Source organism: Thermanaeromonas toyohensis ToBE, from assembly GCF_900176005.1.
GTDB classification, from domain to species: domain Bacteria; phylum Bacillota; class DSM-521; order Neomoorellales; family Neomoorellaceae; genus Thermanaeromonas; species Thermanaeromonas toyohensis.
Map to the genome: position 1 here is coordinate 1,727,639 of NZ_LT838272.1, position 21,962 is coordinate 1,749,600.

At 53.0% G+C, this 21,962-nt stretch carries 21 protein-coding genes and 2 pseudogenes; 20 read left to right on the top strand and 3 right to left on the bottom strand.

All coding sequences use genetic code 11. The annotated features are described in order from the left end of the window. Positions 1-4: 4 nt before the first annotated feature. Both B9A14_RS17165 and B9A14_RS08925 read right to left on the bottom strand, forming a co-directional pair. The gene (locus tag B9A14_RS17165; RefSeq protein ID WP_157109890.1) at positions 5-160 is read right to left on the bottom strand and encodes a hypothetical protein; all 156 of its coding nucleotides are present in this window, start codon (positions 158-160) and stop codon (positions 5-7) included. Positions 161-182: 22 nt separating this feature from the next. Next, the gene (locus tag B9A14_RS08925) at positions 183-707 is read right to left on the bottom strand and encodes a hypothetical protein (protein WP_172839119.1); all 525 of its coding nucleotides are present in this window, start codon (positions 705-707) and stop codon (positions 183-185) included. A gap of 205 nt (positions 708-912) precedes the next feature. Between B9A14_RS08925 and B9A14_RS18280 the strand changes: the two are divergent. The 9 genes and pseudogenes from B9A14_RS18280 to B9A14_RS08960 all read left to right on the top strand — a co-directional run. Beyond that, a pseudogene (locus tag B9A14_RS18280) lies at positions 913-1,071 on the top strand (helix-turn-helix domain-containing protein); the annotation flags it as partial. Between the two features lie 30 nt (positions 1,072-1,101). Then, positions 1,102-1,659: a LexA family protein gene (locus B9A14_RS08930; protein WP_172839120.1), complete on the top strand. Its 558-nt coding sequence runs from the start codon at positions 1,102-1,104 to the stop codon at positions 1,657-1,659. Positions 1,660-1,671: 12 nt separating this feature from the next. After that, positions 1,672-2,457: a DUF72 domain-containing protein gene (locus tag B9A14_RS08935; RefSeq protein ID WP_084665368.1), complete on the top strand. Its 786-nt coding sequence runs from the start codon at positions 1,672-1,674 to the stop codon at positions 2,455-2,457. 453 nt (positions 2,458-2,910) lie between these two features. Continuing rightward, positions 2,911-3,576, top strand: coding sequence for a homing endonuclease associated repeat-containing protein (locus B9A14_RS08940; protein ID WP_084665369.1), 666 nt, complete (start codon positions 2,911-2,913; stop codon positions 3,574-3,576). 120 nt (positions 3,577-3,696) lie between these two features. Further along, on the top strand, positions 3,697-5,964 hold the full coding sequence (locus B9A14_RS08945; protein WP_172839121.1) for a DEAD/DEAH box helicase: 2,268 nt from the start codon (positions 3,697-3,699) through the stop codon (positions 5,962-5,964). 135 nt (positions 5,965-6,099) lie between these two features. Continuing rightward, positions 6,100-6,552, top strand: a complete 453-nt coding sequence (locus B9A14_RS18285; RefSeq protein ID WP_422938474.1) for a homing endonuclease associated repeat-containing protein — start codon at positions 6,100-6,102, stop codon at positions 6,550-6,552. Continuing rightward, positions 6,489-6,701, top strand: a complete 213-nt coding sequence (locus B9A14_RS17170) for a hypothetical protein (RefSeq protein WP_157109891.1) — start codon at positions 6,489-6,491, stop codon at positions 6,699-6,701. Before B9A14_RS18285 ends, B9A14_RS17170 begins: the two co-directional genes overlap by 64 nt. A 267-nt stretch (positions 6,702-6,968) precedes the next feature. Beyond that, positions 6,969-8,531, top strand: a complete 1,563-nt coding sequence (gene iscB, locus B9A14_RS08955) for an RNA-guided endonuclease IscB (RefSeq protein ID WP_084665372.1) — start codon at positions 6,969-6,971, stop codon at positions 8,529-8,531. Between the two features lie 211 nt (positions 8,532-8,742). Continuing rightward, positions 8,743-9,465, top strand: coding sequence for a hypothetical protein (locus B9A14_RS08960; protein ID WP_084665373.1), 723 nt, complete (start codon positions 8,743-8,745; stop codon positions 9,463-9,465). On the opposite strand, the gene B9A14_RS08965 is transcribed toward B9A14_RS08960, so the two are convergent. Continuing rightward, positions 9,462-10,331, bottom strand: a complete 870-nt coding sequence (locus B9A14_RS08965; RefSeq protein WP_197686498.1) for a tyrosine-type recombinase/integrase — start codon at positions 10,329-10,331, stop codon at positions 9,462-9,464. The genes B9A14_RS08960 and B9A14_RS08965 overlap by 4 nt on opposite strands. A 305-nt stretch (positions 10,332-10,636) precedes the next feature. On the opposite strand from B9A14_RS08965, the gene B9A14_RS08970 reads away from it, so the two are divergent. From B9A14_RS08970 to recA, 11 genes and pseudogenes are all read left to right on the top strand, one after another. Beyond that, entirely contained in the window at positions 10,637-10,885 is a 249-nt protein-coding gene (locus B9A14_RS08970; RefSeq protein ID WP_084665374.1) for a hypothetical protein, read from the top strand. Continuing rightward, positions 10,824-12,524, top strand: coding sequence for a recombinase family protein (locus B9A14_RS17580; RefSeq protein ID WP_157109892.1), 1,701 nt, complete (start codon positions 10,824-10,826; stop codon positions 12,522-12,524). The genes B9A14_RS08970 and B9A14_RS17580 overlap by 62 nt, the downstream gene beginning before the upstream one ends. Before the next feature lie 41 nt (positions 12,525-12,565). Next, positions 12,566-12,931, top strand: a pseudogene (locus B9A14_RS17180) (ClpP family protease); the annotation flags it as partial. Between the two features lie 170 nt (positions 12,932-13,101). Beyond that, positions 13,102-13,326 (top strand): YlzJ-like family protein, encoded by a 225-nt coding sequence (locus tag B9A14_RS08990; RefSeq protein WP_084665375.1) that lies wholly within the window; start codon positions 13,102-13,104, stop codon positions 13,324-13,326. A gap of 134 nt (positions 13,327-13,460) precedes the next feature. Beyond that, the gene (locus B9A14_RS08995; RefSeq protein WP_084665376.1) at positions 13,461-15,734 is read left to right on the top strand and encodes a DNA translocase FtsK; all 2,274 of its coding nucleotides are present in this window, start codon (positions 13,461-13,463) and stop codon (positions 15,732-15,734) included. 99 nt (positions 15,735-15,833) lie between these two features. Further along, complete coding sequence (locus B9A14_RS09000) at positions 15,834-16,607, top strand: helix-turn-helix domain-containing protein (protein WP_157109893.1); 774 nt, start codon at positions 15,834-15,836, stop codon at positions 16,605-16,607. Between the two features lie 49 nt (positions 16,608-16,656). Beyond that, positions 16,657-17,997 carry a 30S ribosomal protein S12 methylthiotransferase RimO gene (gene rimO, locus B9A14_RS09005; RefSeq protein ID WP_157109894.1) on the top strand — a complete coding sequence of 447 codons (1,341 nt, stop codon included), beginning with the start codon at positions 16,657-16,659 and terminating at the stop codon, positions 17,995-17,997. Positions 17,998-18,133: 136 nt separating this feature from the next. Beyond that, complete coding sequence (locus B9A14_RS09010; protein ID WP_084665379.1) at positions 18,134-18,682, top strand: hypothetical protein; 549 nt, start codon at positions 18,134-18,136, stop codon at positions 18,680-18,682. Beyond that, entirely contained in the window at positions 18,675-20,231 is a 1,557-nt protein-coding gene (locus B9A14_RS09015) for an AAA family ATPase (RefSeq protein ID WP_231967670.1), read from the top strand. The genes B9A14_RS09010 and B9A14_RS09015 overlap by 8 nt, the downstream gene beginning before the upstream one ends. Further along, positions 20,164-20,712 carry an RNA 2',3'-cyclic phosphodiesterase gene (gene thpR / locus B9A14_RS09020; protein ID WP_084665380.1) on the top strand — a complete coding sequence of 183 codons (549 nt, stop codon included), beginning with the start codon at positions 20,164-20,166 and terminating at the stop codon, positions 20,710-20,712. Before B9A14_RS09015 ends, thpR begins: the two co-directional genes overlap by 68 nt. Positions 20,713-20,789: 77 nt before the next feature. Next, entirely contained in the window at positions 20,790-21,809 is a 1,020-nt protein-coding gene (recA, locus tag B9A14_RS09025; protein ID WP_084667095.1) for a recombinase RecA, read from the top strand. Positions 21,810-21,962 lie beyond the last annotated feature (153 nt).

Here is a 21,962-nt window from a genome sequence, read left to right on the forward strand (position 1 = left end):
TTGCTCAGTCGTACCGCCTGTAAAAGAACCAGCGACCGTCTGGAAGGTCGCGGTAAAGCTCCCACACACCGCTGTCGGTCAGGAACCTCACGAACAGCTTCGGGGTCTCTCCGTTCCACCACTCCCCCGTGTCCTTCCACCTGTCCAGGACTTCCCTCACCGTATGCCACTGCCCTTTGCAGTTAAACTGCAGGGTTTTTCCCTGTCTGCGCCAGAGAACCCGGTGCACCCGTGTCACGGATAGAGCTCCTCCACGGGTCGTAAAAGGAGAGCATGAGCTCCCTGCGTGAGGGGGCGAGGTCGGAAGCCCTGGTCAGGATTCCACTGTGGGCACGGGAGGCCGCGGCGACCGCCTTGCGGAGGCGGTCCTCCCTTTCAGTGTCTTTACCGTCAAAGATGGCCAGCTGGCTCACGGGGGCCTGGCCCAACCAGTCCAGCGTTACTGAGATTTTTTCTACGGGTGAAGCCGCTTGGATGCCGGAAATAATCCTCTGCAGGTGAAGGCAGATGTTTTCAGGCGGCTGTGCCCGGGTAAATTCGCGGGAAACTGAGATAGGCCGCTCCTCCGTGTCCAGGCAGACGGTGATGCGCTGCCATACTAGGTTCCGTTCCTTCAGCCAGGAGGAAAGGCGCCTCGACAGGATGCGGCAGGCGTACAGAAGAGCTTCGAGAGAAGTGGCGCTCCCCAAATATATGTCGGCAGCCACGGGCTCCATGTCATAAACACCTCCGGCAGGTACGCTGGAGTAGACCGGGACGAAAAGCTCTTTTCACGAAAAGTAAACAGCAGTATAATTAGGGTAGGTGGTGTAGCCAGTTGTATGAAGCAGGAAGGCAATACCTAGTGTACACTATCCGTAGACAAGAGTCAAGGGGGGATATCATCTGGAGAAAGACACTGGGAGCCAGGCGCTGGGCCAGTACCTGGCGGCCAGGAGGGCGGCGCGCGGTCTCACCCTGCGCAAGCTTTCAGCACTCATAGGCCGCGCTCCTTCTACCATCCAGGCCTGGGAGCAGGGCAGGCGGATGCCATCGCTGGAGGACCTGGTGGTCCTGGCCCGCGTCCTCGAGGCGGACGTGGAAAAGCTGGTGTACCTGGCTGTGCCAACTGAGAGCGATGCCCGCAGGGAACTGAAACAGGCGCAGGCAGCGGGCGGCAAGGAGGGTGAGCGGCAGGCGGTCAGGCTGCGCCAGCTCCTCGCCGCCAGGCGGGAAGCCCGGAGGCGGAAGGCTTTGGAACTGCTGAGGCCGGTACCCTCTCTGCGCCGGGTTCCCTTCGCTGGCGATGTTGCCGCGGGACCGCCGAAGCTGGCCATCGAGCAGCCCGGTGAATACACTGACGTCCTTGATGCGGCGGTAGACTACGCCCTGGTGGTCAGAGGGGATAGTATGGTTGGGGCCGGCATAGAGGACGGTGATACCGTGTGGGTGAGGCGTGATGAGGCGGCCAAGCACGGGGACACCGTGGTGGCGCTTATTGACGGTGAGGAAATAACCGTCAAACACCTGGTGGAAGAAAACGGGCACTGGTTGCTCCGGGCCAACAACCCGTATAAGGATTATCCGGATATACCCCTCGGGCCGCGAGACGAGATTATCGGGGTGGTGAAATGGGTAGTTAAAGCGCCCGGCCCCCCGCCGGTACGGCCGGTGAAATGAGGAGCGAGAGGTATGGCGCAGGTCTACGTTGGCACGTCAGGTTACAGCTACCGGGACTGGGTGGGGCCTTTTTACCCTTACGGCATCCGACAGGAACAGATGCTGGCCTTCTACGCTGAAGAATTTTCATTCACGGAAATAAACTCGACCTTCTACCGCCTGCCGCCGGCCAAAATGTTCGAGAGCATGCTGAAAAAGGTGCCCCAGAATTTCCTGTTTACGGTAAAAGCTTTCCAGGGCCTCACGCACCAGCGTGGCGAAACAGTAAGGGAAGAAGCGGCTAAGATGGCAGAAGCCATCAAACCGCTGGTGAATGAAGGCAGGCTGGGAGCACTGATCTTCCAGTTTCCTTATTCCTTTAAGGCGAAACCTGAAAACAGGGACTACCTCGAGCGTTTGCGGGAATTCTTCCCTGACGCTCCTCTGGTAGTGGAATTTCGGCACTACAGCTGGCTTAACAGCGAAACGTGGTCGGCCCTGCGGGCCCTGGGTATGGGCTACGTGTGCGTGGACGCCCCCAGGTTAAGGGGGCTGCCAGGTGGTGCGGTGCAGGCGACTTCCCCGGTCGCCTATGTGCGGTTTCACGGGCGGAACGCCGCAATGTGGTGGGAGCACGAAGAGGCCTGGCAGAGGTACGATTATCTCTATACGGAAGAGGAACTCTGCGAATGGGTTCCGAAAATCAAATTTCTTGAGCGCAACTCCGAGCGGGTTTTCATCGCGTTTAACAACCATTTTGGTGCCCAGGCCGTTTTCAATGCGCGGATGCTTAGAAAGCTCCTCGGCGTGGATTACTGAATTTAGGTAAGCAAGTGTATGATCGCCGGCAATCGGTCAAGCGCTGCGCGTTGGGGCGGAAACCGAGGAGGTTTTTGAGCGCGGTCAGATACCACATCTGGTATCGGTCGAAACACCCGCGTTTATTGAGAAGGGCGAGCAGCAGGCGGCCTATGCTTTCTCCCCGGAACCGCCTCTTTCGCGGCCTGTTGTGGGTTACCTTGCAGCCAAGGGCCGCCGGCTCTACCGCTACCAAGTGGAAGTGCGTGGGAAAATTAGGGAGGAATTGTTGTGATGGGTGGCGAAAATCAAATCTCTAGACCGTCATTTGTAGCGGGTGTCTTTGGCATTTGATAAGCATTTTCGTGCCGAGGGTGGTTTCAATACCCAGATACTGAGACAGCTCCTCACTAGAGTTTGACAAATTCGTGCTGAATAACCGGAAATTGCCGGTTATGGGTGAGGACGCGGACTATGGAAAAGAGAGCAAGAGGCTGGACGAAAGAAGAATGTGTGGCTGCTCTAAAAAGGCTTTCGGCCGCACTTAGCGGGTGTCGCCCCACAACCAGCGACTTGGTGGGTAGAGTGGGTCGAGAGGTGGGGTGTCCTCCGGAGTGGGTGATACATGAACTGTTCGGTTCCTGGAAGGTAGCGATCAGGGAAGCGGGTCTCGAAAGTCTGCCGACGGTAAGGGAGCAGGCGCGGCAGGCAGCGGTAGAAGAGCTTCGTTTGTACTTTGATAGGGTGTTGGAAGGAAAATCCTTCCTGTTTCGTGGCGAAGCACATGAGATTGTAAAAAAAGCGCCCGGGAAGCTTTATGTACAGAGCAAACGGCGGATGCTGAGAGGAGCGTGCCGGGAAAAAGGGATACGCTTGCTGAACCTGCCCTATGACCGGGATATTCGCGCTGTGGTGTCGTGGCTGCTGGGATGCCCTGCGGAAGGGGTCCTGCCCGAGAAAGAGAAGGTGGAGGAGGCCCTGGGTGAGGCTGCGCTACGGGTACTGAGAAGGATTATGGAGGTCGGGAACTTAAAGGCTGCAGCGCAGGCGGAGGGCTTGAAGGTTTTTCAGGCCCGGCGCATGCTCGTAGAGGCGTGCAGGAGGGCAGTAAGGTTCCTGGCACGGACTCGGCATGGGTAATGTTTGGTCGCGGCTGCTGGGCCTCTGCAGGCGGACGGGAGGTTTGTAGTAGGTAAAGCCAGTTACTAATCCACTAGAGAATTGCGTGCAGCTAACGGAAGCGGGCGGAAGGGATGTCTATTGAGTTCCAAAATAAAGCAGTTTCTGAGCGCCGTCAGGTACCAGCAATGGTACCGTGGGCAAATATACGCAGTTGTTGAAGAACCCGGCCGGGAGGCGGTCTACGCCTCTCTGGAACCCCCTCTCCCAAAGCCGATTGAGCGATACCTTTCGGCGAAAGGTATCCAGTTGTACAGGCACCAGGCGGAAGTGTGCGAGAAGGTAAGGCAGGGCCTAAATGTTGTCCTTACCACTCCCACAGCCAGCGGAAAATCCCTCGCTTTCAGCTTGCCCGTGTTAGAGGCCCTCCTTTCCGACATGGCGGCCACAGCTCTCTACCTATATCCCTTGAAGGCTCTTGCTTACGACCAGCTCAAAACCTTGCGTGCACTGGAGGATGGCACAGGTATCAGGCTCCACTCAGCGGTGTACGATGGCGACACTCCCAAAGAGGAGCGGGCAACTATTCGTCGCCGTTCCCGCCTGATTCTTAGCAACCCCCACGCCTTCCACCAGTACCTGAGCTGGCACAAGCTGTGGAAGCAATTTCTGCGCAACCTGAGGTTTGTTATTATAGATGAAGCCCACTGGTACCGGGGTGTGTATGGGTCTAACGTGGCGTTTTTCATTCGTCGGTTGCGGCGGGTGCTCGACTACTACGGTTCGGACCCTCAGTTTATTCTGGCGTCAGCCACCATGGCGGATCCGCTCGAGCACGCCCGGAAGTTGGTCGGCAAAGACTTCGTGCTGATCAGTGCGGACGGCAGCTCGCGCGGAAAGAAGACCTATGTCCTCTGGGATGCCGGTGCACACCCGTCACGTTCGGAACACCGCCAGGCTGCTGACCTTTTTGCCTTCTGTGTCTCTCAGGGCTTCCAGACCCTCTGTTTCACTGCTTCGCGCAAAATGGCCGAACTGACTGCCAGGTGGGCTGGTGCGGAGGTTGAGGGCGTAGCGGCGTACAGAGCGGGGTACCTGCCGGAAGAGCGCCGCAGGCTTGAGCGTGATCTCAAGCAGTGCCACCTGAAGGGGATAGCAGCTACGAATGCCCTGGAGCTGGGAGTAGATATCGGCGGTCTGGACGCTGTGGTGATAGCAGGGTGGCCTGGAACGGTGGCATCTTTCCGCCAGCAGTCGGGCAGGGCCGGAAGGTCCGGGCAGGAATCTCTTGTAGTCCAGGTGTTCTTCAACAGCCCGCTGGACGGCTACCTGCTGAGGAACTACCGGTACATTTTTGACGCGCCATCTGAGCAGGCGGTCATCAGTTTGGACAACGAACACATCCTCAAGAACCACCTCAAGTGCGCCGCAGAAGAATTACCGCTGACACAGGTGGACGAAAAGTGGTTTGGCCCTGCCTACGCTAGCGCTGTTAAGGCGCTTGTTGGAGAGGGCGAGCTTACAGTTGTCAGGACTGGCACGGGCAGTCACCAGAAAACGAGCAATGCAGAGATTTATGTGCGGCCGAGGGGGAGCGCCGCCCAGGAAGTAAAGCTGTCGCCCTTCGAAGAGGGTGAGTTCAAGGTAGTGTGCGACGGAGAAATACTTGAAGTAATCGACCGCAGGCGCGCCCTGCTCGAAGCGCACCCGGGCGCCATATTCCTTCACCAGGCAGAACCGTACAGAATAAAGGAACTGGATCTAACCCGGGGAATCGTGCTTGTGGAGCCAGCGCCGGGGGACCTGTATACTACGACGCTATCGGAAACCGAAGTGGTAGTAAAAGAAGTGCTTGGGTGCAGACATCTGGGCCGTGTCGAACTGGCCTGGGGAAAGGTTGCTGTTTCCGAAAAGGTATACGCCTATCTGGTAAAGCGCTTCGACCGGGTGGTGGCAAAGGAGGATGTACGCGGGATTCCCCCAATAGAGTTTGAGACAATTGCAGTATGGTGCCGTATAGTCGTACCCCCGAGTCTTGGCGGTTCTCTTGCAGGAGGCCTGCACGCTGCCGAGCACGCGCTGATTGCGGTCACTCCCCTTATGGCCATGTGCGACAGGTGGGACGTAGGCGGGTACTCCACAGCACACGGGCCCGGAGGGAAACCGAACATATTTATATACGACGGATTTTCCGGCGGTACGGGGATAGCCGAAAGGCTGTACCGGTGCTATGGCGAACTGGCGGCTCGTGCGCTGGAACTGGTCTCGGGTTGTAACTGCCAGGACGGCTGCCCGCGCTGCATCATGTCGCCGAAATGTGGGAACAACAATGAGCCGCTGGACAAAAAAATGTGCCTTCATCTGCTCGGCATCGTGAGCAGGGACGCTGCTGGACCCAGAGAGAGCTAGACCCTGTAGTGCAGGATGAAAGAGTTTGGTGCGTGAGGAAGAACATACTGGCGTAAACATGGCGCAGCTGCAATCTAAAGCATGATAGGGGGAAAGAAGGTGTACACCGCCGGAAGCGCTCCACGTGAAGCACGCATGTCCTCACCCTTGAGACCTGCGGAAAGCCCAGGGCAGAAGGCGTGGACGAAAGAAGAAAGCCTGGCTGCATTAAGAAGGCTATCGGAAATGCTGGGCGGAACACGCTCCATAGTGTGCGATGTGCGGGGGAAGCTCGGGCGTCAAGCCGGGTGCGCCTCAATAGAAGCAATTCGGAGGCTTTTTGGCTCTTGGGAGACAGCACTGGAGAAAGCTGGCTTAGCAGGATTACCGACAAGAAAATCACCCGAGAGAGACATTGCCCTTAGAAGCCTCCGGGAGTATTTTGAGCATCTGCTACACGACAGAACATTTCTTTTCTATGGCGAAGGAGCAGATATGGTAAAAAAGCTCCGGGTGTTGTTCCCGTTCAAACTCGTCGACAAGTATTGGCCGAGATATGCAAGAAGCAAGGGATACGGGTGTTTGGCCTGCCCGCCAGCAACGACGTAGGTACGGTGGTATCATGGCTGCTGGGACGTCCGGCTGAGGGGATATTGCCAGATGCGGAAGAAATAGCAAAAGGCCTGCAGCCCGATGCTTTACGGCTTTTTAGGCGTGCCGTCGAAACTGGTAGTGTCAACTACCCCCTACTGAAGTAGGGGGCATGCGGCGAAGAGCCGTGTGAGCCGGTGCTGTCCCTATGGGGCAGCAATCCGGCGGTGTTGACACGCTCCCGATGAACTCCGGGAGGCACGCAGGCCTACAAGAATGGTGTTAGTCCCAGCCGGTTCGCGGCACTGCTGTGCCCGGTCCTTCCGGTTTACGGGGGGCCGGCCGTTCCCGGGGGGAGGTGCACGGGGCGGGCGGTTTTACCGCCGGCAACCCGCCGCAAGGCGGAGTATCCCCTATGATGGGGGTGTTATATCATGATGGTCTTAGTCCAGAACAAAGACGGCAGTCCTTTATCACCATGCCACCCTGCGAGGGCGAGGATAATGCTCAAGAAGGGCAAGGCCAAGGTAGTATGCACGTATCCGTTTACCATCAAGCTAACCTACAAGGTAGAAAACCCCGTGTTTGCTCCTACCAGGGCAGTATTGGATGACGGCAAGACGTGCGGCCTGGGCGTGGTACAGGAGAACAGGACCCACAACCTGGCCCTGTGCAAGGCTGAGATGGAGACCCGCGGGGAGGAGATAAGCGACAACCTTAAGAGGCGGAAGGAGCTGCGGGCGCAGAGGCGGAGGCGGCGGAACAAAAAGCGCGGCCGGGAAGGCAGGATCAAGATAAGGTACCGGAAGGGGCAGGAGTACCCACAGAGCATTGTAGCGGACGTCCAGGCCAAAGTGAATGCCGTAAAACGCTTGATGAAGATGTACCCCATTACCGAAATTGTCCTGGAGCCGGTGAAGCTGGACATAGTAAAAGAACTCAACCCGGGTGTCAGGGGCAAAGATTACCAGCGCGGGCTTTCTTATGGCATTGAGGCGGACACCCGGAACCAGAAGCGGCGGTTGGCGATATTGAGGAGGGACGGCTACAGGTGCTTATACTGCGGGAGGGAAGTGACCGAAGAGACGGCCAGGATACACCACTTTGTGCAGCGCAAGCACGGGGGCACCAAACGCTACGACATACTGGGGACCCTGTGCGAGGAGTGCCACACGTCGGTGTCCACCGGTGAACTGGCCCTGGCATTTGACCTGGAGAGCTATCCCAACATTCGTGCGGCGGGGCGGTGCATGCACGGGCGGCATCTCCTGGAGAGGGAGCTGAGGAAGCTCGGGGTGCCTGTTGTAGTGAAGTACGGGTATGAGGCGCAGAAGTTACGGGAGAGGTACGGGTTCCCGAAGTCTCACGGGAACGACGCTGTGGTTCTGGGGTGCAACCCTGAGAAGGGGTTAATTGACCGGTCTACCGTGTATAAGGTTAAGCTCCACGCCCGGCATGGCGGGAGGAAGCTATTTGATGCCAATCCGGGGGTAGCGGCGTACCGGGGGCAGGCGGACCGTCAGCCGCATGTAGACTGGGCCAGGATGGTGGTAGACGACCACAATCACGAATGGAACCGGAAGAACCGCAGCTACAGGAGGCACGTGAGGAACAAGTACTACAAGAAGCTGAAGGAGGAGGGGAAGTTCAACTACGACCTTCTGCCCGGGAGAAAGCACCTTAACGAGATATTCACCGTGAACCGGGCCATGCTTTTGACGGAGGGCGGTCCGGTGCTGGTGAAGAACCAGCGGATCAGGGAGTGGAGGTACCCGCACCCGTGGCCTGATAGGAGGAGGGTGATAGAGCGGTACGACCTGGTGCGGACGCAGAAGGGGGGCGTTGGCATCGTCACGTCTATTATGAGCGACTGCACGGTGAGGGTTGATTTTGTAAAGAAGCGCGAGGGGTACAAGACGGACTTTAGTTTTTACAGGCCGGAGGCTCTGGAGATTATCCAGAAGGGAAGTAGTCAGACGTGGGTGATACAGGAGTAGTCGCCTTTCATCCCCCGAATGAATTCGGGGGAATTCCCGGCGGCGATTCTTAAAAGGCGCAGCACGGCTGGAAGGGCTCAGCGAGCGGCGAGCCGGAAGAATACTTTTAGATGCGTCTACAAGAGCGGTAGAACAGGTGGTTCGGAATGCAAATGGGAATACGTGAGAAAAAGTCAAACTAAAGTGTAACATAGGGGAAGGAGACTTTGCAGTGGTTGATAGCCGCGTTGTGATGTTTCCCCTGCCGGAGCGGAAACCACTTACTCGGGTGCTGGACGCTTTTCTTGATGAGAGGGAGAAAACATTGAGCCGGCGTACTGCCGCCAAGTACGGGCGGCTTGTTTCGTTATGGCAACGTTACCTGGACCACCATGGATATTGCCACTTGCTACCCGTCGAAAAAGTTCTATGGAAGAGGCTCCGGAAGGCTGGGACAGAAATTACGGAAACGTTCGGAGCTCAACTGTTGGTCCGCAGTTCCGTGCCGTTTCTCGGCGAGTACTTTCTAAGGAAAGTGGGTTCCGACCTCGAATTGGTGGAATATGCAGGAACTATCGTACGAAAACTTGCGAGGTGGCTGGCGCAGGAAGGTTTTGTTTCTTCCCGGGCCGCTAGCCTATTATGGGACGTGGGGAACGCGGCAAGGCGCCAGTTGGTACCCGCGTTCCTTGCCCAGGCGTCAATTAATATACAGTACGATGTCTGGTACGAAATACCGGTATATAGGGCGAGAGGCGAACTGTACGAAATCCTTCCTGGGATTCTCAGGTTTAGGGTAAAAAATGCAAGAGTAGAGGTAGCGCTTCCGGAATGTGTTACCGAATACTGCCGCCCCGGATGGGTTTTTACGCTCAGGTTGCTTCCCAAAGAGCACACCTTTGGGGTAGTTGGTTGCGATAACGTAAACATTTTTGGCTGGGCGAATACCCCTTAATCGTCATCCGTTTCTACTGCCCCGGCAAGTTCTTCGAAGGTCGGCCTGGTATACTGGGCGGTGGTGTTCAGGTTTTCGTGCCCCAACAGGGCGGCCACCTTCACAAGGTCTACCCCCTTGTTAAGCAGGTTAGTGGCACATGTATGCCTCAGCACATGGGGCGTCAGGTGTCCTATTCTGGCCCAGTAAGCGTACTTTTTTAGTATCTGTTGGACACCGCGAGCAGTGAGCGGTCCCCTCTGGCCTAGAAAGAGGGGGCCGCTTTTTCTTTCCCCAAGGTATTCCCTCAAGGCACGCCTCACGTTTGACGGTACCGGAACTTCACGGTACTTGTCGCCTTTACCCTTCACAGCGAGCCTTCCGACTCGCTCTTTAATTTCCAGGTCCTCGACCCTGAGTTTGACCAGTTCCCCTACCCTCAGCCCGCAGAACAAAAGCACATATACCAGCGCCTTGTCTCTTGCGTTACCGCTGCGCTCAACGGCACGCAGGAGAGCGTTTTGTTCCTTCCGGTTCAGGGCTCTTGGAGCGAGCTTTTCCTGCCTGACGCGCTTGGGTAGGCGCGGGAGGCGGCCAATTTGCCCAGTATCCTGGGCCCAGGAGAGCCATTTTTTAAGCGCCGCCAGCCGGCGGTTGACCGTACTCGGCTTCATGCACCGCATCAGGTACTGGCGGTATTCTGCCAGATCCAACTCGGTCACCAGCTCCGGCCGGGGGGATTCGCCGGTGGTCTGCAGGTACCACTGCGCGAAGTCCTGGAGGTCGAAGTAATAGGCCTCCATAGTGTTTTCCGAGAGGTGCTGGCTGACGAGGAAGTCCAGAAAGGGGGCAAAAACGTTATGCGAACAGTTTCTTTGCTGATCCACAGGTGTGCTGGCTCCTTCCCTTAGAAAGAGTGGGGATACCCGAAGACCTTGGGGCTCAATGCGAATCGAGGTCTTGGGATAATTTGGGGTCCACCGCCAGTTTAGCTCTTTTTTAGCCGATTTTCAAGACATAATCGTCTTTATGCGCTTAGATTATGCGAAGAACACCTGTCTATATCGGTCCATAAGGGAAAAACACGACCGCCTGATACGGAGACCCGGGCCGGGTACGATACCCGGCTTTTTGTATAAGAGCGGAAATCAACCGGAAACCTATTCTCAGGTGTATGGAAGGGGGTGCCATTGTGAACTGCTCAGGTTCGGGATATATTAAAAAGGAAGGGAAAGATCACGTGGTTTACGTCCGCAACTACGGGGAAATTACGGTGGAAAACAAGTTTCCCCGGAACGCCCCGGACGCGGAGGAAAGGCTGGAGGCCTTCCGGCGCCTTGCCGCCCAGATGCTGTGGGAACAAACTGGAGGAACAAGCGATGCGCGCAGCAGCTCTCTACCGGGTGAGCACCAAGAAACAGGTGAAAGCCGAAGAGGATAGTATACCCGTCCAGCAGCACCTGCTGCGGGAATACGCGGCTGAGCGCGGCTGGGAGCTTGTCGCCGAATATATAGAGCCAGGAGTATCGGCCTACAAGCTGTCATCCCTGGAGCGGGACATCCTACAGGATGCCCTGCGTGATGCTGAAGCCGGAAAGTATGACGTGCTCCTCATTTTCAAAGCCGACCGGCTCAGCCGCAACAGCTTTGAGTACCCCATGGTGCTGTGGCGCCTGCACCAGGCAGGAGTAGAGGTAATTGCCGTGGCCGATGCGCCCGGCGGCCGGAAGCTCAACGTTGACGACCAGATGGAGAAGCTCCTCCGCTTTATCGAGGGGTGGCAGGCGGAGACGGAAAGCAAGAACACCTCAATCCGCGTTTCCCAGGCGATGCTCGACCTGGCCCGCCAGGGCAAGTGGAGCGGCGGCAGGCCGCCTTACGGCTTCCGGCTGTCTTCCAGTAAAAACGGGCTGCCCCTGGAAATAGACCCGAAGGAAGCTGAAGTCCTGAAGGAAATGGTCCGCCTCTATTTGGAAGAAGGGGTAGGGAGCAAAAAAATAGCGCGGATACTTAATAACCGCGGTATAAGGACAAGAGAAGGTAAACTATGGCGGGATGAGCGGGTAAGGGATGTGCTGCAAAACCCTATTATAGCCGGGTTACCCGCCTATAACCGTACCAGGCCCGGCAATACCCCTACATCACGGTGTCGAGTTAGAGACCGGTACGACCTCAATAACCCGGAGATAATCATCCCCAGGGACGAGAATGGTAACCCCAAGCCAGTTAAAGAGTATGTTATAATTCCCCTCGAAACCTGGCTTAAAGTGATGCAAAAGATGAAAGCCTCAGCCCAGAATCAGGAGCCTGATGCCAGGGCCCTGGATAGCCCGGCGTTGCTTACTGGTTTCCTCAAGTGTGGCTATTGCGGGCGGGGTTTTATTTCTAGTAAGAAGAATAGGGCAAAGGTAAGCAGGCCTAATGGTAAGACCTATGTCTATGAGCGTGCCTGTTACCGCTGCATAACCCACGCCAGGATAGGCAAGGAATTTTGCCCCGGACAGGGAAGTTACTCCCAGAAGAAGATAGATTCCATCTTTTTGAGTGAACTCAGGACGTTTCTGTCCAGCCTTGACCTGGGCAACCTGGAGAAATATATCGACAGCCGCCAGCAATTTACTGTTATGAGGCTCCAGAAGCAGATAAGCCAACTTGAGGCCGAGCTGGAAAAGGCCAACCGGCGGTTAAAGAACTGGGTGGAGCGACTGAATCAATATTTTGCTGATCCTGCTAGAAGCCTTTACAGTGAGGAGCTCATGGCAGGTGAAATAAAAAGAGCACAGGAGGAGATAGCGCTGCTGGAAAAGCAAATAGCCGAGGCGAAGGCCGAACTGAATGCCTGTACTTACGAGCGAGAGAAGCTGCAGCAGTTCGCCAGGATGGCTCCACGGTGGTTCGAAATTTTTGTTGAGGCCCCTGTTCCAGTCCAGAAAAGAATGCTCGCCCAGATAATTGATAAGGTTACACTCTGGAAGGACAGGCTGGAGATAAGCTACAGAGTGGACCTTACTCAGTTTGCCCGGACGACTGGAGAAGAAGGCCACGGAACAGTTGAACTCCGTGTGGCAGTGTCTCTATAGCCTTATTATACCAACCTTGAAGAGTTTGTAGCTACTTGGGTGCGATAGGGGTGCCCATCGCCGTAGCAGCAAACCATTCCTTTATTGCCGCAACGGCTACCATGACCATACATCCCATTCGCCTTACAGGCCTGGTGATAGGTGTGCCGCAGACCTATGAATACCTAGATAAAATGCAGGACCGGGTAGTTCGGTTTGTTACCGAGCATTCCCGGATTTCGGAGGCCAAATTCCGGGAGCTCATGTTCCGGACTGGCGAATTGGCCCGGGATATAGGAACAGTGCTGGTAGGGCGAGATGCTGTAGAAGTAGGATTGATCGATGAAGTGGGGGGAATCTCCCAGGCAGTAAACTACCTGCGTAAGCTTATTGCTGAAGGTGCTCCAGGGCCAGGCGGTTTACATTAGAGTGGGGTCTACATTTTATGGTAGTTTGCTGTTACACCATAAAAGAAACGGTTCATCAGTAGCTGCATAACCGGGTATAAGTAAATCCCTCGTAGTGCTGCTTTATTAGGGAAAAACAGGGAGATTTTAGGCACATATCTACATTATTAGTGGTAGGAGGTTTCTAACGCATGATTCTATATAGCCCTATGGTCCCGGAACTGGTTTGGGAAGGGGCTGAGGAATACCACCCCGTATTTCAAGAGGTTAAGGTCGGGCACATAACTTTAGTGGTGGAACCCTTAACCTTTGCTCAAGCCCGGGTAGTACGGCTTATAAGTACCGACCCGGCTGATTACCTATATAGCCCTTACCAGCCGGGTAAGATTTTAGAATTTACTCCTAGAGCAACCTAAAATCTATAAAGTTGTTCTAACACACTTAAGGCTCCTCTTAGGCAGCTTGCTTATACGGGCTGCCTTTTTGATGTAGGGAGGGACAAGGAATTTTCTTTACAATGTAGAAATAGTAGCTGCTGGGGTGATGGAAAATGCCACCTACCAGGCCAGTCACCAACAAGGTTAAAAATGAAATTCTAGGGGTCGCTTTACTGGCCCTGGCCCTTCTTTTTTCTGCAGGGATTTATGCTACTGCCACAGGATGGATGAACCCCAGCGCAACTATAGGGGCATTGGGTAATCTTATGGTAAAGGTTTTAGAAGGGTTAACCGGCCAGGGAAAGTTTATGGTGCCTTTGTTTTTGACCCTATGGGGGTTAAGGCTTATTGTTGGCGCACCAGGGAGAGGGCTAAAGCCGCGCTTGTGGGGTTCTATACTATTTTTGTTAGTACTTTTGACCGGCCTGCACCAGCCTCTGGTGCCTGGACATAAAGCTAAGGAGCTCCTAGCCTTAGGCTTGACTGGCCAGGGGGGCGGGGTGGTAGGGGGCTTAATGTCTGTTATCTTTATGGCTATCTTTGGCCGGGTGGGAACTTGGATCGTATTGGGGGCTACAGGGGTTATAGCTTTCCTTCTTTTTACTGGTATCTCCCTCCAAGATATTTTAACTTCCTTAGTTTTAAAATTTAGCCGTCTAGGAGGCGCAATTAAACAAGGACTGGTAAATTTTCTTTATACAGAAGTAGAAGTAGCCGAAGAGGAAGAAGAGAAAAAAATACCACCAGCCAATACTTCAGGGCATGAAGCAGTACCGGTTATTGTGGAAACCCCTACTCCGGCGCCATTCACTGCAGTAATTAAGGAAGAGCCAGTCCAAGCTAAAGTTTATCCAGAAACCCCTCTACCACCTGTAGAAGAAGAAAGCAGGCGTCGGCGCCGTTCCCGGGTGGCCCTTCCGCCAGTACAAGAGCCTCTGGAAGAAGAAGGGTTGGATAATTATGTTTTACCGCCCTTGTCGTTATTACATAAGCCAGCTAAAATTAAGAATCCGCGACTGGAGAAAGATATAGGTGAGCGAATTAAAATCCTAGAAGATACCTTGGAAAGCTTTGGAGTTAAAGTTAAGGTAACCCAGGTTAGCTGTGGACCAGCAGTTACCCGGTATGAAGTTCAGCCGGCTCCTGGTATTAAAGTTAGCCGGATAGTTAGTCTGGCTGATGATATTGCCTTAAGTCTAGCAGCCCCTCAGGTGAGAATAGAAGCACCTATACCAGGCAAGGCTGCCATAGGTATAGAAGTACCTAATAAAGAAGTTGCAATAGTTCACTTAAGGGAAGTCCTGGAGACCCCCGCCTTTACTGAGGCTACTAGCAAGCTGACCCTAGCCTTAGGCAAAGATATTGCCGGGAATCCTGTAATTGCGGATCTGGCCAAGATGCCCCACCTCCTAATTGCGGGAGCTACAGGTTCAGGAAAGAGCGTGTGCCTTAACGCTTTGATTTGTAGTATGCTCTTTAAAGCCAAGCCTCACGAATTAAAGTTCCTCATGATAGATCCTAAAATGGTGGAACTTACCCAATATAACGGTATCCCCCATCTTTTAGCTCCGGTGGTAAGCCACCCTAAAAAAGCGGCAGCCGCTTTACATTGGATGGTAAATGAAATGGAAAAACGCTACGAGCTCTTCGCTGCTGCTGGAGTGAAGGATATAAACCGGTATAACCGTTGGGTACAGAGGGAAAATGTTGGTAGGGAATTTCTACCCCTTGTGGTAGTAGTCATAGACGAATTGGCTGATCTTATGATGGTGGCACCGGCCGATGTAGAAGATGCTATCTGTAGGTTGGCTCAGATGGCCCGGGCGGCTGGTATTCATTTGGTGGTGGCTACCCAGCGTCCTTCTGTGGACGTGATTACTGGGCTTATCAAGGCTAATATCTCTGCCCGGATCGCCTTTGCCGTCTCCTCTCAGATTGACTCCCGCACTATTTTAGATATGGCAGGAGCAGAGAAGCTTTTAGGTCGTGGGGATATGCTCTTTTTACCTACAGGAGCTACCAAGCCCATCCGGGTCCAAGGAGCTTATGTTTCGGATCGCGAGGTAGAAGATTTGGTTACCTACATTAAACAGCAAGGTCGACCAGAATATAATCTCAACTTTTTAAAGGAAGAGGAAACTGTCCTTACCGATGAAGAAGAGGACGAGTTATTGCCGGCTGCAGTACGGGTGGTCTTGGAGACCGGCCAAGCTTCTATCTCTATGTTACAAAGGCGTTTACGTGTAGGATACGCTCGAGCCGCCCGGCTGATGGATATGATGGAAGCCCGGGGGTTTGTAGGCGGCCCAGAAGGAACCAAGCCTAGAGCTATATTAATTAATTGGGAGGAATACCGGCGCCTTTTTGGGGAAGCTGGGGAATCTTGACAAAACAGATAGGCCGATTTTCAAGGAAGGATTCTTAAGGTACAATGTAGAAGGTGGTTGCGGGAAGATGTTTAAGGATGCATTTTAGGGGTGTACTTTATGGGAAGAATAGGCGAGGCGCTCCGTAAAGCTCGTGAAGAAAAAGGTATAACCTTAAGGCAGGCTGAAGAAGCCACGAAGATCCGCCTTAAATACCTAGATGCTCTAGAACGGGAAGAGTTTACCCAACTTCCAGGGCGGGTATATGCTATAGGTTTTTTGCGTAATTATGCCCGGTATTTGGGCCTTAATTGGCAAGAATTGGTGGACGAGCTCAAAGCCCAGTGGCCTCCTGAAGAAGAGATTAAACCGACTCCCTCTTCCACTATCCAGGAAAAAAGGCCTAAAAAAGGTTTCCTTACCCGGTGGTTAGGTATCCTCCTGGTATTAGTGTTGTTATGGGCGGTAAATCAAGGGTACAACCGTTACCGCCTGACTTTGGGAAGCAGTACTTCTTTTCCTCCGGTAGAAGAAAAACCGTCTCAGGTCGTATCCCCGCCGCCCAGCCCTGCTCCGCCACCTCCCTCCCTACCTAAAGTGAGCGGCGTAGAAGTTAAAATATACATTAAAGAAAAGCAATGCTGGATAAGCGTTAAGGTGGACGGTAGGGAGGTCTTTGCGGGAATTTTAAAAGGTGGGGAGAGCCGTACTTTCCGCGGAGAACGCGAGATCACCCTCACCTTAGGGAATGCTGGGGTAGCAGAAGTTACAGTGAATAATGAGATCTTACCTCCTCTAGGTAAGGTAGGAGAAGTGGTTACCCGTACCTTTACTACTTCAGGGGCAACAAGCGAAAAAGTAGATAATACCGGAAGAGTAAGTAGTACCCGCTAATAGAATATTTCTAGTTAAGATGGATAACGGTTGCGGAGGATGGCTAAGAATGGCTAAAGTAGCTTTGCTCACCTTGGGTTGTGCTAAAAATCAAGTAGATAGTGAGTACATGATGGGGGTGCTGGAAGAGAGCGACCACGAGCTAGTAGACAGCCTGGATAAGGCTGAAGTAGTGATAGTAAACACTTGTAGTTTTATTACTCCTGCTAAAGAAGAGGCTCTGGAGGTCATCCTGGAGGTGGCCCAGGCCAGGAAGGGCCTATATCCCTATATAATTGTTGCCGGGTGTCTAGCCCAGCAGCATGCCCGTGAATTGTTCAGTGAGCTTCCAGAGGTTAGCGCCTTTATAGGTCCAGGAGCCATTCCCCGTCTAGCCCATATCATTGGAGAGGTGCTCCGGGGTAAACGGGTATTGGATGTTCCCCTTGCTGGAGAAGAAAACTATAGGGGGCTTCCCCGTACTCGCTTACGCATAGGGCCTACGGCCTATCTTAAGATAGCTGAGGGTTGCAATAATAAGTGTAGCTACTGCACTATCCCGCAGATTAAGGGACCCTACCGGAGCCGGCCCTTGGAAGACCTTTTGACTGAAGCCCGCTTTCTCATCTCCCGGGGAGCCCAGGAACTGGTACTCGTTGCCCAGGATACTACCGCCTATGGCCTGGACCTATACGGTTCCTTAGCTCTTCCCGTTCTACTGCGGGAACTTGCCCACCTACCGGGGGTCAAATGGTTGCGCCTCCTGTATGCTTATCCTACCCGTATAACCCCTGAACTTATAGAGGTCATGGCCGAGGAAGATAAAATCTGCCGTTACCTGGACTTACCCCTCCAGCATGCCCATCCAGAGATATTGCAGGCCATGGGGCGGCCTGGGACATTGGAGGCGGCGCGCAAGGCCTTAAGTAGGCTGAAAGCTACCTTACCAGAAATAGCCCTGCGTTCTACCTTCATTGTGGGGTTTCCAGGAGAAAGGGAAACCCATTTTCGTGAGTTACTCAACTTTTTAGAAGAAATCCGTTTTGACTGGGTAGGGGCTTTTATTTTTTCCCCAGAAGAAGGGACCCCGGCTAGTCGTCTTCCAGGGCAAGTACCGGAAGAAATTAAAAAAGCGCGGTATGAGCGTCTCCTTTCGCACCAGCAGCATATTACAGAAGAAAAAAACTTGGCCTGGGTGGGCCGTGAGACAGAAGTTTTGATAGAGGGTAGAGCCTCCCTGGAAGAGGGGGAAGTGCTGGTGGGCCGTAGTTTCCGCCAGGCCCCCGAAGTGGATGGTGTTATTTACCTTAAAGTAGAGAAGTCCTTAGGAGTGAGGCCTGGAGAACTAGTAAAGGCTAAGCTTTTAGCAGTTAAAAATATTTATGATCTTTGGGGACAGGTGCTTTTCTGAGGGTTTTTGCTTCTATAAAGGATTAGGCGCAAAGGCTTTAGTATCTATAACCCACTAAAACCAAGTAATTACTAAGGCTTCTAATTTAGACTTCTGGTATAATGGAAGGTGCTATCCCTAACAAGGAGGTTTTCCCTTGTTCGGGCAAGGTTGGCGCCTTCATTATGTGATTTTGGCTTGCTTTCTTAGCCTAACCCTTTTAGGGGGAGGCCATCTTTTATATCAAAGGTTCTTATGGGAGAAATCTTTAGAGAAGAGATTACAAAGCATCCCCCAAGTAGAGGGTGTGACCCTAAAAAGAGAGAAAGACAGGATAGAGGTAGAGCTAGGTCCCACACCTGATCTAAAGCAAACTTATCTCCAAGTAGAGGAAGCCTTGCGTGATTTTTATCGTCAAAACCCCCCACAATTGGTGATACGGGATCGGCGCTCGGCTAGCCTAGTTAAGGTGTGGGAAGAGGCCCAGTTCGTGGTATATGAAGCTGCTGTCCGAGGGACTTTTACGGACATGGCTCGAGAAGTAGAAGAGAAGGCCCGGATACGTGGGGCGGAAGCTAGGTTAGCAGTAGATGGGAAGAGAATTTATGTAGCCTTATATAAGGATTCCTATTTTTTGTATGAGATTATACCCCTTGCACCCCTTCGGGTTCCCGAGGAAAGGGAAGTGAGGGAGCGCGGTGTGTAAAGCCTTGAAAGAGCTAATAGTAGGGAGCGTAATAGGCCTGCTGCTTTTTTTAATTTTACAGGGCTATGACGTGATGCCTCTCCTTTTACTAGGCGCTATGTTTTGGGGATTATATTGGCTACTAGATAAAAGGGGGCTTTTTATGGCCCGCCGTTACCGGGCCTACTATTCCCAGGAGAGCATAACTTTTGAGAATATTGGTGGACAAACTTTAGCCATTCAGGAGCTTAAAGAAGCTTTGGAATTCCTAAAGCGGAGCGAAGAAGTTAAAGCCATGGGTATTAGGCCCCTCAAAGGCATTTTATTGAGCGGGCCTCCTGGTACGGGTAAGACACTCCTCGCTAAAGCCGCTGCCTCTTACACAGATGCTGTATTCTTAGCCGCTAGCGGTAGTGAATTTATAGAAGTATACGCTGGTGTGGGAGCCCAGAGGATAAGGGAGCTTTTTAACCAAGCTAGGACTCTAGCTCGCCGGGTAGGTAAGAGCAAAGCCATAATCTTTATCGATGAGCTAGAAATACTAGGGGGAAAACGGGGTACCCACTCCTCCCACCTAGAGTATGATCAAACCTTAAACCAGCTTTTAGTAGAAATGGACGGCCTGGAAAGCAGCGCTCCACCTTATATTTTGGTGATCGGGGCAACAAATAGGCCCGATCTTTTAGATCCTGCCTTGCTACGGCCTGGACGTTTTGATCGGCATGTACGGGTGGAACTTCCAGATCGAGAGGGACGCTTGCAGATTCTTAAACTTCACACAGCCAATAAACCCTTAGGCCCAGATGTGGATTTAGAAGCTATAGCCCGGGAAACCTTCGGTTTTTCAGGAGCCCATCTAGAAAGTGTGGCTAATGAAGCGGCTATTTTAGCCCTGCGCTCCCGCTCACCTGTTATACGTCAGGTTCATCTGCGGGAGGCGGTGGACAAAGTGATGCTGGGAGAAAAATTGCCTAGGAAACCCAGGCGAGAAGAGCTATTCCGCCTTTCGGTACATGAAGCAGGACACGCGTTGATGAGCGAGCTGCTAAACCCAAAGTCTGTCACCCAAATTACTATCATGTCTCGAGGTCAGGCCCTGGGTTATACCCGCCAAAAACCCCAGGACGATATATATCTTTATACCCGGGAGCACTTGGAAGCCCAGATCTGTATTTGCCTGGCCGGTTCTGTAGCAGAAGTTTTGCTTTTGGGAAGCAAGAGCACAGGTTCGGTAAACGATTTTAAAGAAGCTGTACGACTAGCCAAACTTATGGTAACCTCGGGGCTGTCTGAGTGGGGGGTGGTAGACGAAGAAAGTTTAACACCTGCCCAGTTGCACCGGGCTATTAAAGGTATTATTACAGGCCTAGAAAAACGAACGAAGGAAGTTTTAACCCCCTATCGGGCCTTACTAGAACAGATTGCTCAAAAACTTACGCGGGAGGAAACCATGAGCGGGGATACTTTGCGCTCCTTCCTCCCTCAAGCGGGAGAGAGGAAATATGCGGCTGTTTATCGCCCTAACCTTTTCTCCGGAGCTGGTCGAGAAGCTTTCAGCTGCCCAAGATGAACTTCGCCAGTGCCGAGTAGATGTAAAATGGGTAGAGAAAGAAAATCTGCACTTAACCCTAAAATTCCTAGGCGAAGTCCCTCCGGAAACAGCTAGGGAGGTTATTGCTGCCCTTAGCCGGGGAGTCCAAGGTATAGGGAAATTGGAGTTAGAGGTTAAAGGGGCGGGGGTTTTTCCTAACTGGGCCCGGCCGCGGGTGATCTGGGTCGGCCTTACCCCTCACCCTGGGCTGCGGGAGTTACACCGTTCCCTAGAACAAGAGTTGGTAACCTTGGGTTTTCCTCCGGAAAGTTTTAGCCCCCATATTACCTTGGGGCGGATGAAATCTACAGCTAATTGGCCGGCGTTAAAAGAGAACCTCCTTAGGTGGCAGCACAAAGTATGGGGGGAGGAGAAGGTAGATAAAGTAGTATTAATGCAAAGCCATCTTACTCCCCGAGGCCCCCGTTACCAGGTCATGGAGACTTTTCCCTTGACGTAAACCTATACTATTTTCTAAAATGGAACTAGCAACCTATAGGAGGTAACTCCTACGTGTCATTAACGGATAAGCAGAAGATGTTAGAACATACCGTAAGCCTCATCGAGAGGCATTTCGGTAAAGGTTCCATAATGAAATTAGGCGAAGCCGGGGCGCGGCTTAATGTAGAAGTTATACCTACTGGTGCCCTGACCTTAGATATAGCTTTAGGAGTCGGTGGGGTGCCGCGGGGTAGGATAGTGGAGATCTTTGGACCGGAGTCTTCAGGTAAGACTACTGTAGCTTTACATATAATTGCTGAAGCCCAAAAACAGGGTGGTACCGCAGCTTTTATTGATGCAGAACACGCTCTAGATCCTTTTTATGCCCGTAAGGTAGGGGTAGATATAGATAACCTGCTAGTTTCACAGCCCGATACTGGAGAGCAGGCCCTGGAAATAGCCGAGATACTGGTGAAAAGCGGGGCTGTGGATGTGGTAGTAATTGATTCCGTGGCCGCCTTAGTACCCAGGGCGGAATTAGAAGGCCAAATAGGAGATGCCTTTGTAGGCCTCCAGGCTCGGCTAATGTCCCAAGCTTTACGGAAATTAGCAGGAGTGGTTTCCAAGTCCCGTACTGTGGCTATCTTTATAAACCAGTTGCGCGAAAAAGTAGGGGTTCCGGCCTACGTTAACCCTGAAACCACTCCAGGCGGTAGGGCTTTAAAATTTTACGCTTCTGTCCGGCTAGACGTGCGCAAGGTAGACAACATAAAGCAAGGTGCAGAGATCCTCGGCAGCCGTACTCGGGTGAAGGTAGTGAAAAACAAGGTAGCCCCACCTTTTCGCCAGGCAGAATTTGACATAATTTATGGCCGTGGTATTGATAATGAAGGGTGTCTTGTAGACTTAGGGGTGGAACTGGGTTTAATCAAGAAGAGCGGTACGTGGTACTCTTTTGGAGACGAACGTCTGGGACAAGGCAGAGAGGCAGCCAAGGAATATCTGCGCCAGCACCCGGAGCTGGCTTCCACCTTGACTGAGAGAATTAAACAGAAGGTGGTAAGCGGGGCAGGCTCCCTTAAACTTATAGCTACTGATGTTACCTTGGAAGAGTAAGCTTTCTTACAGGTTTTGTATCCTTGACAGTGTCTAAACCACATACTACAATACCATCGAGGGAAACTGGGTGTTAGGCTGACTACCAAGTCCTTGAAATAGATGCACTGGCAGGAAGTTTTTGGTTTGGTATTAAAGTAAGGGACCAAGGGG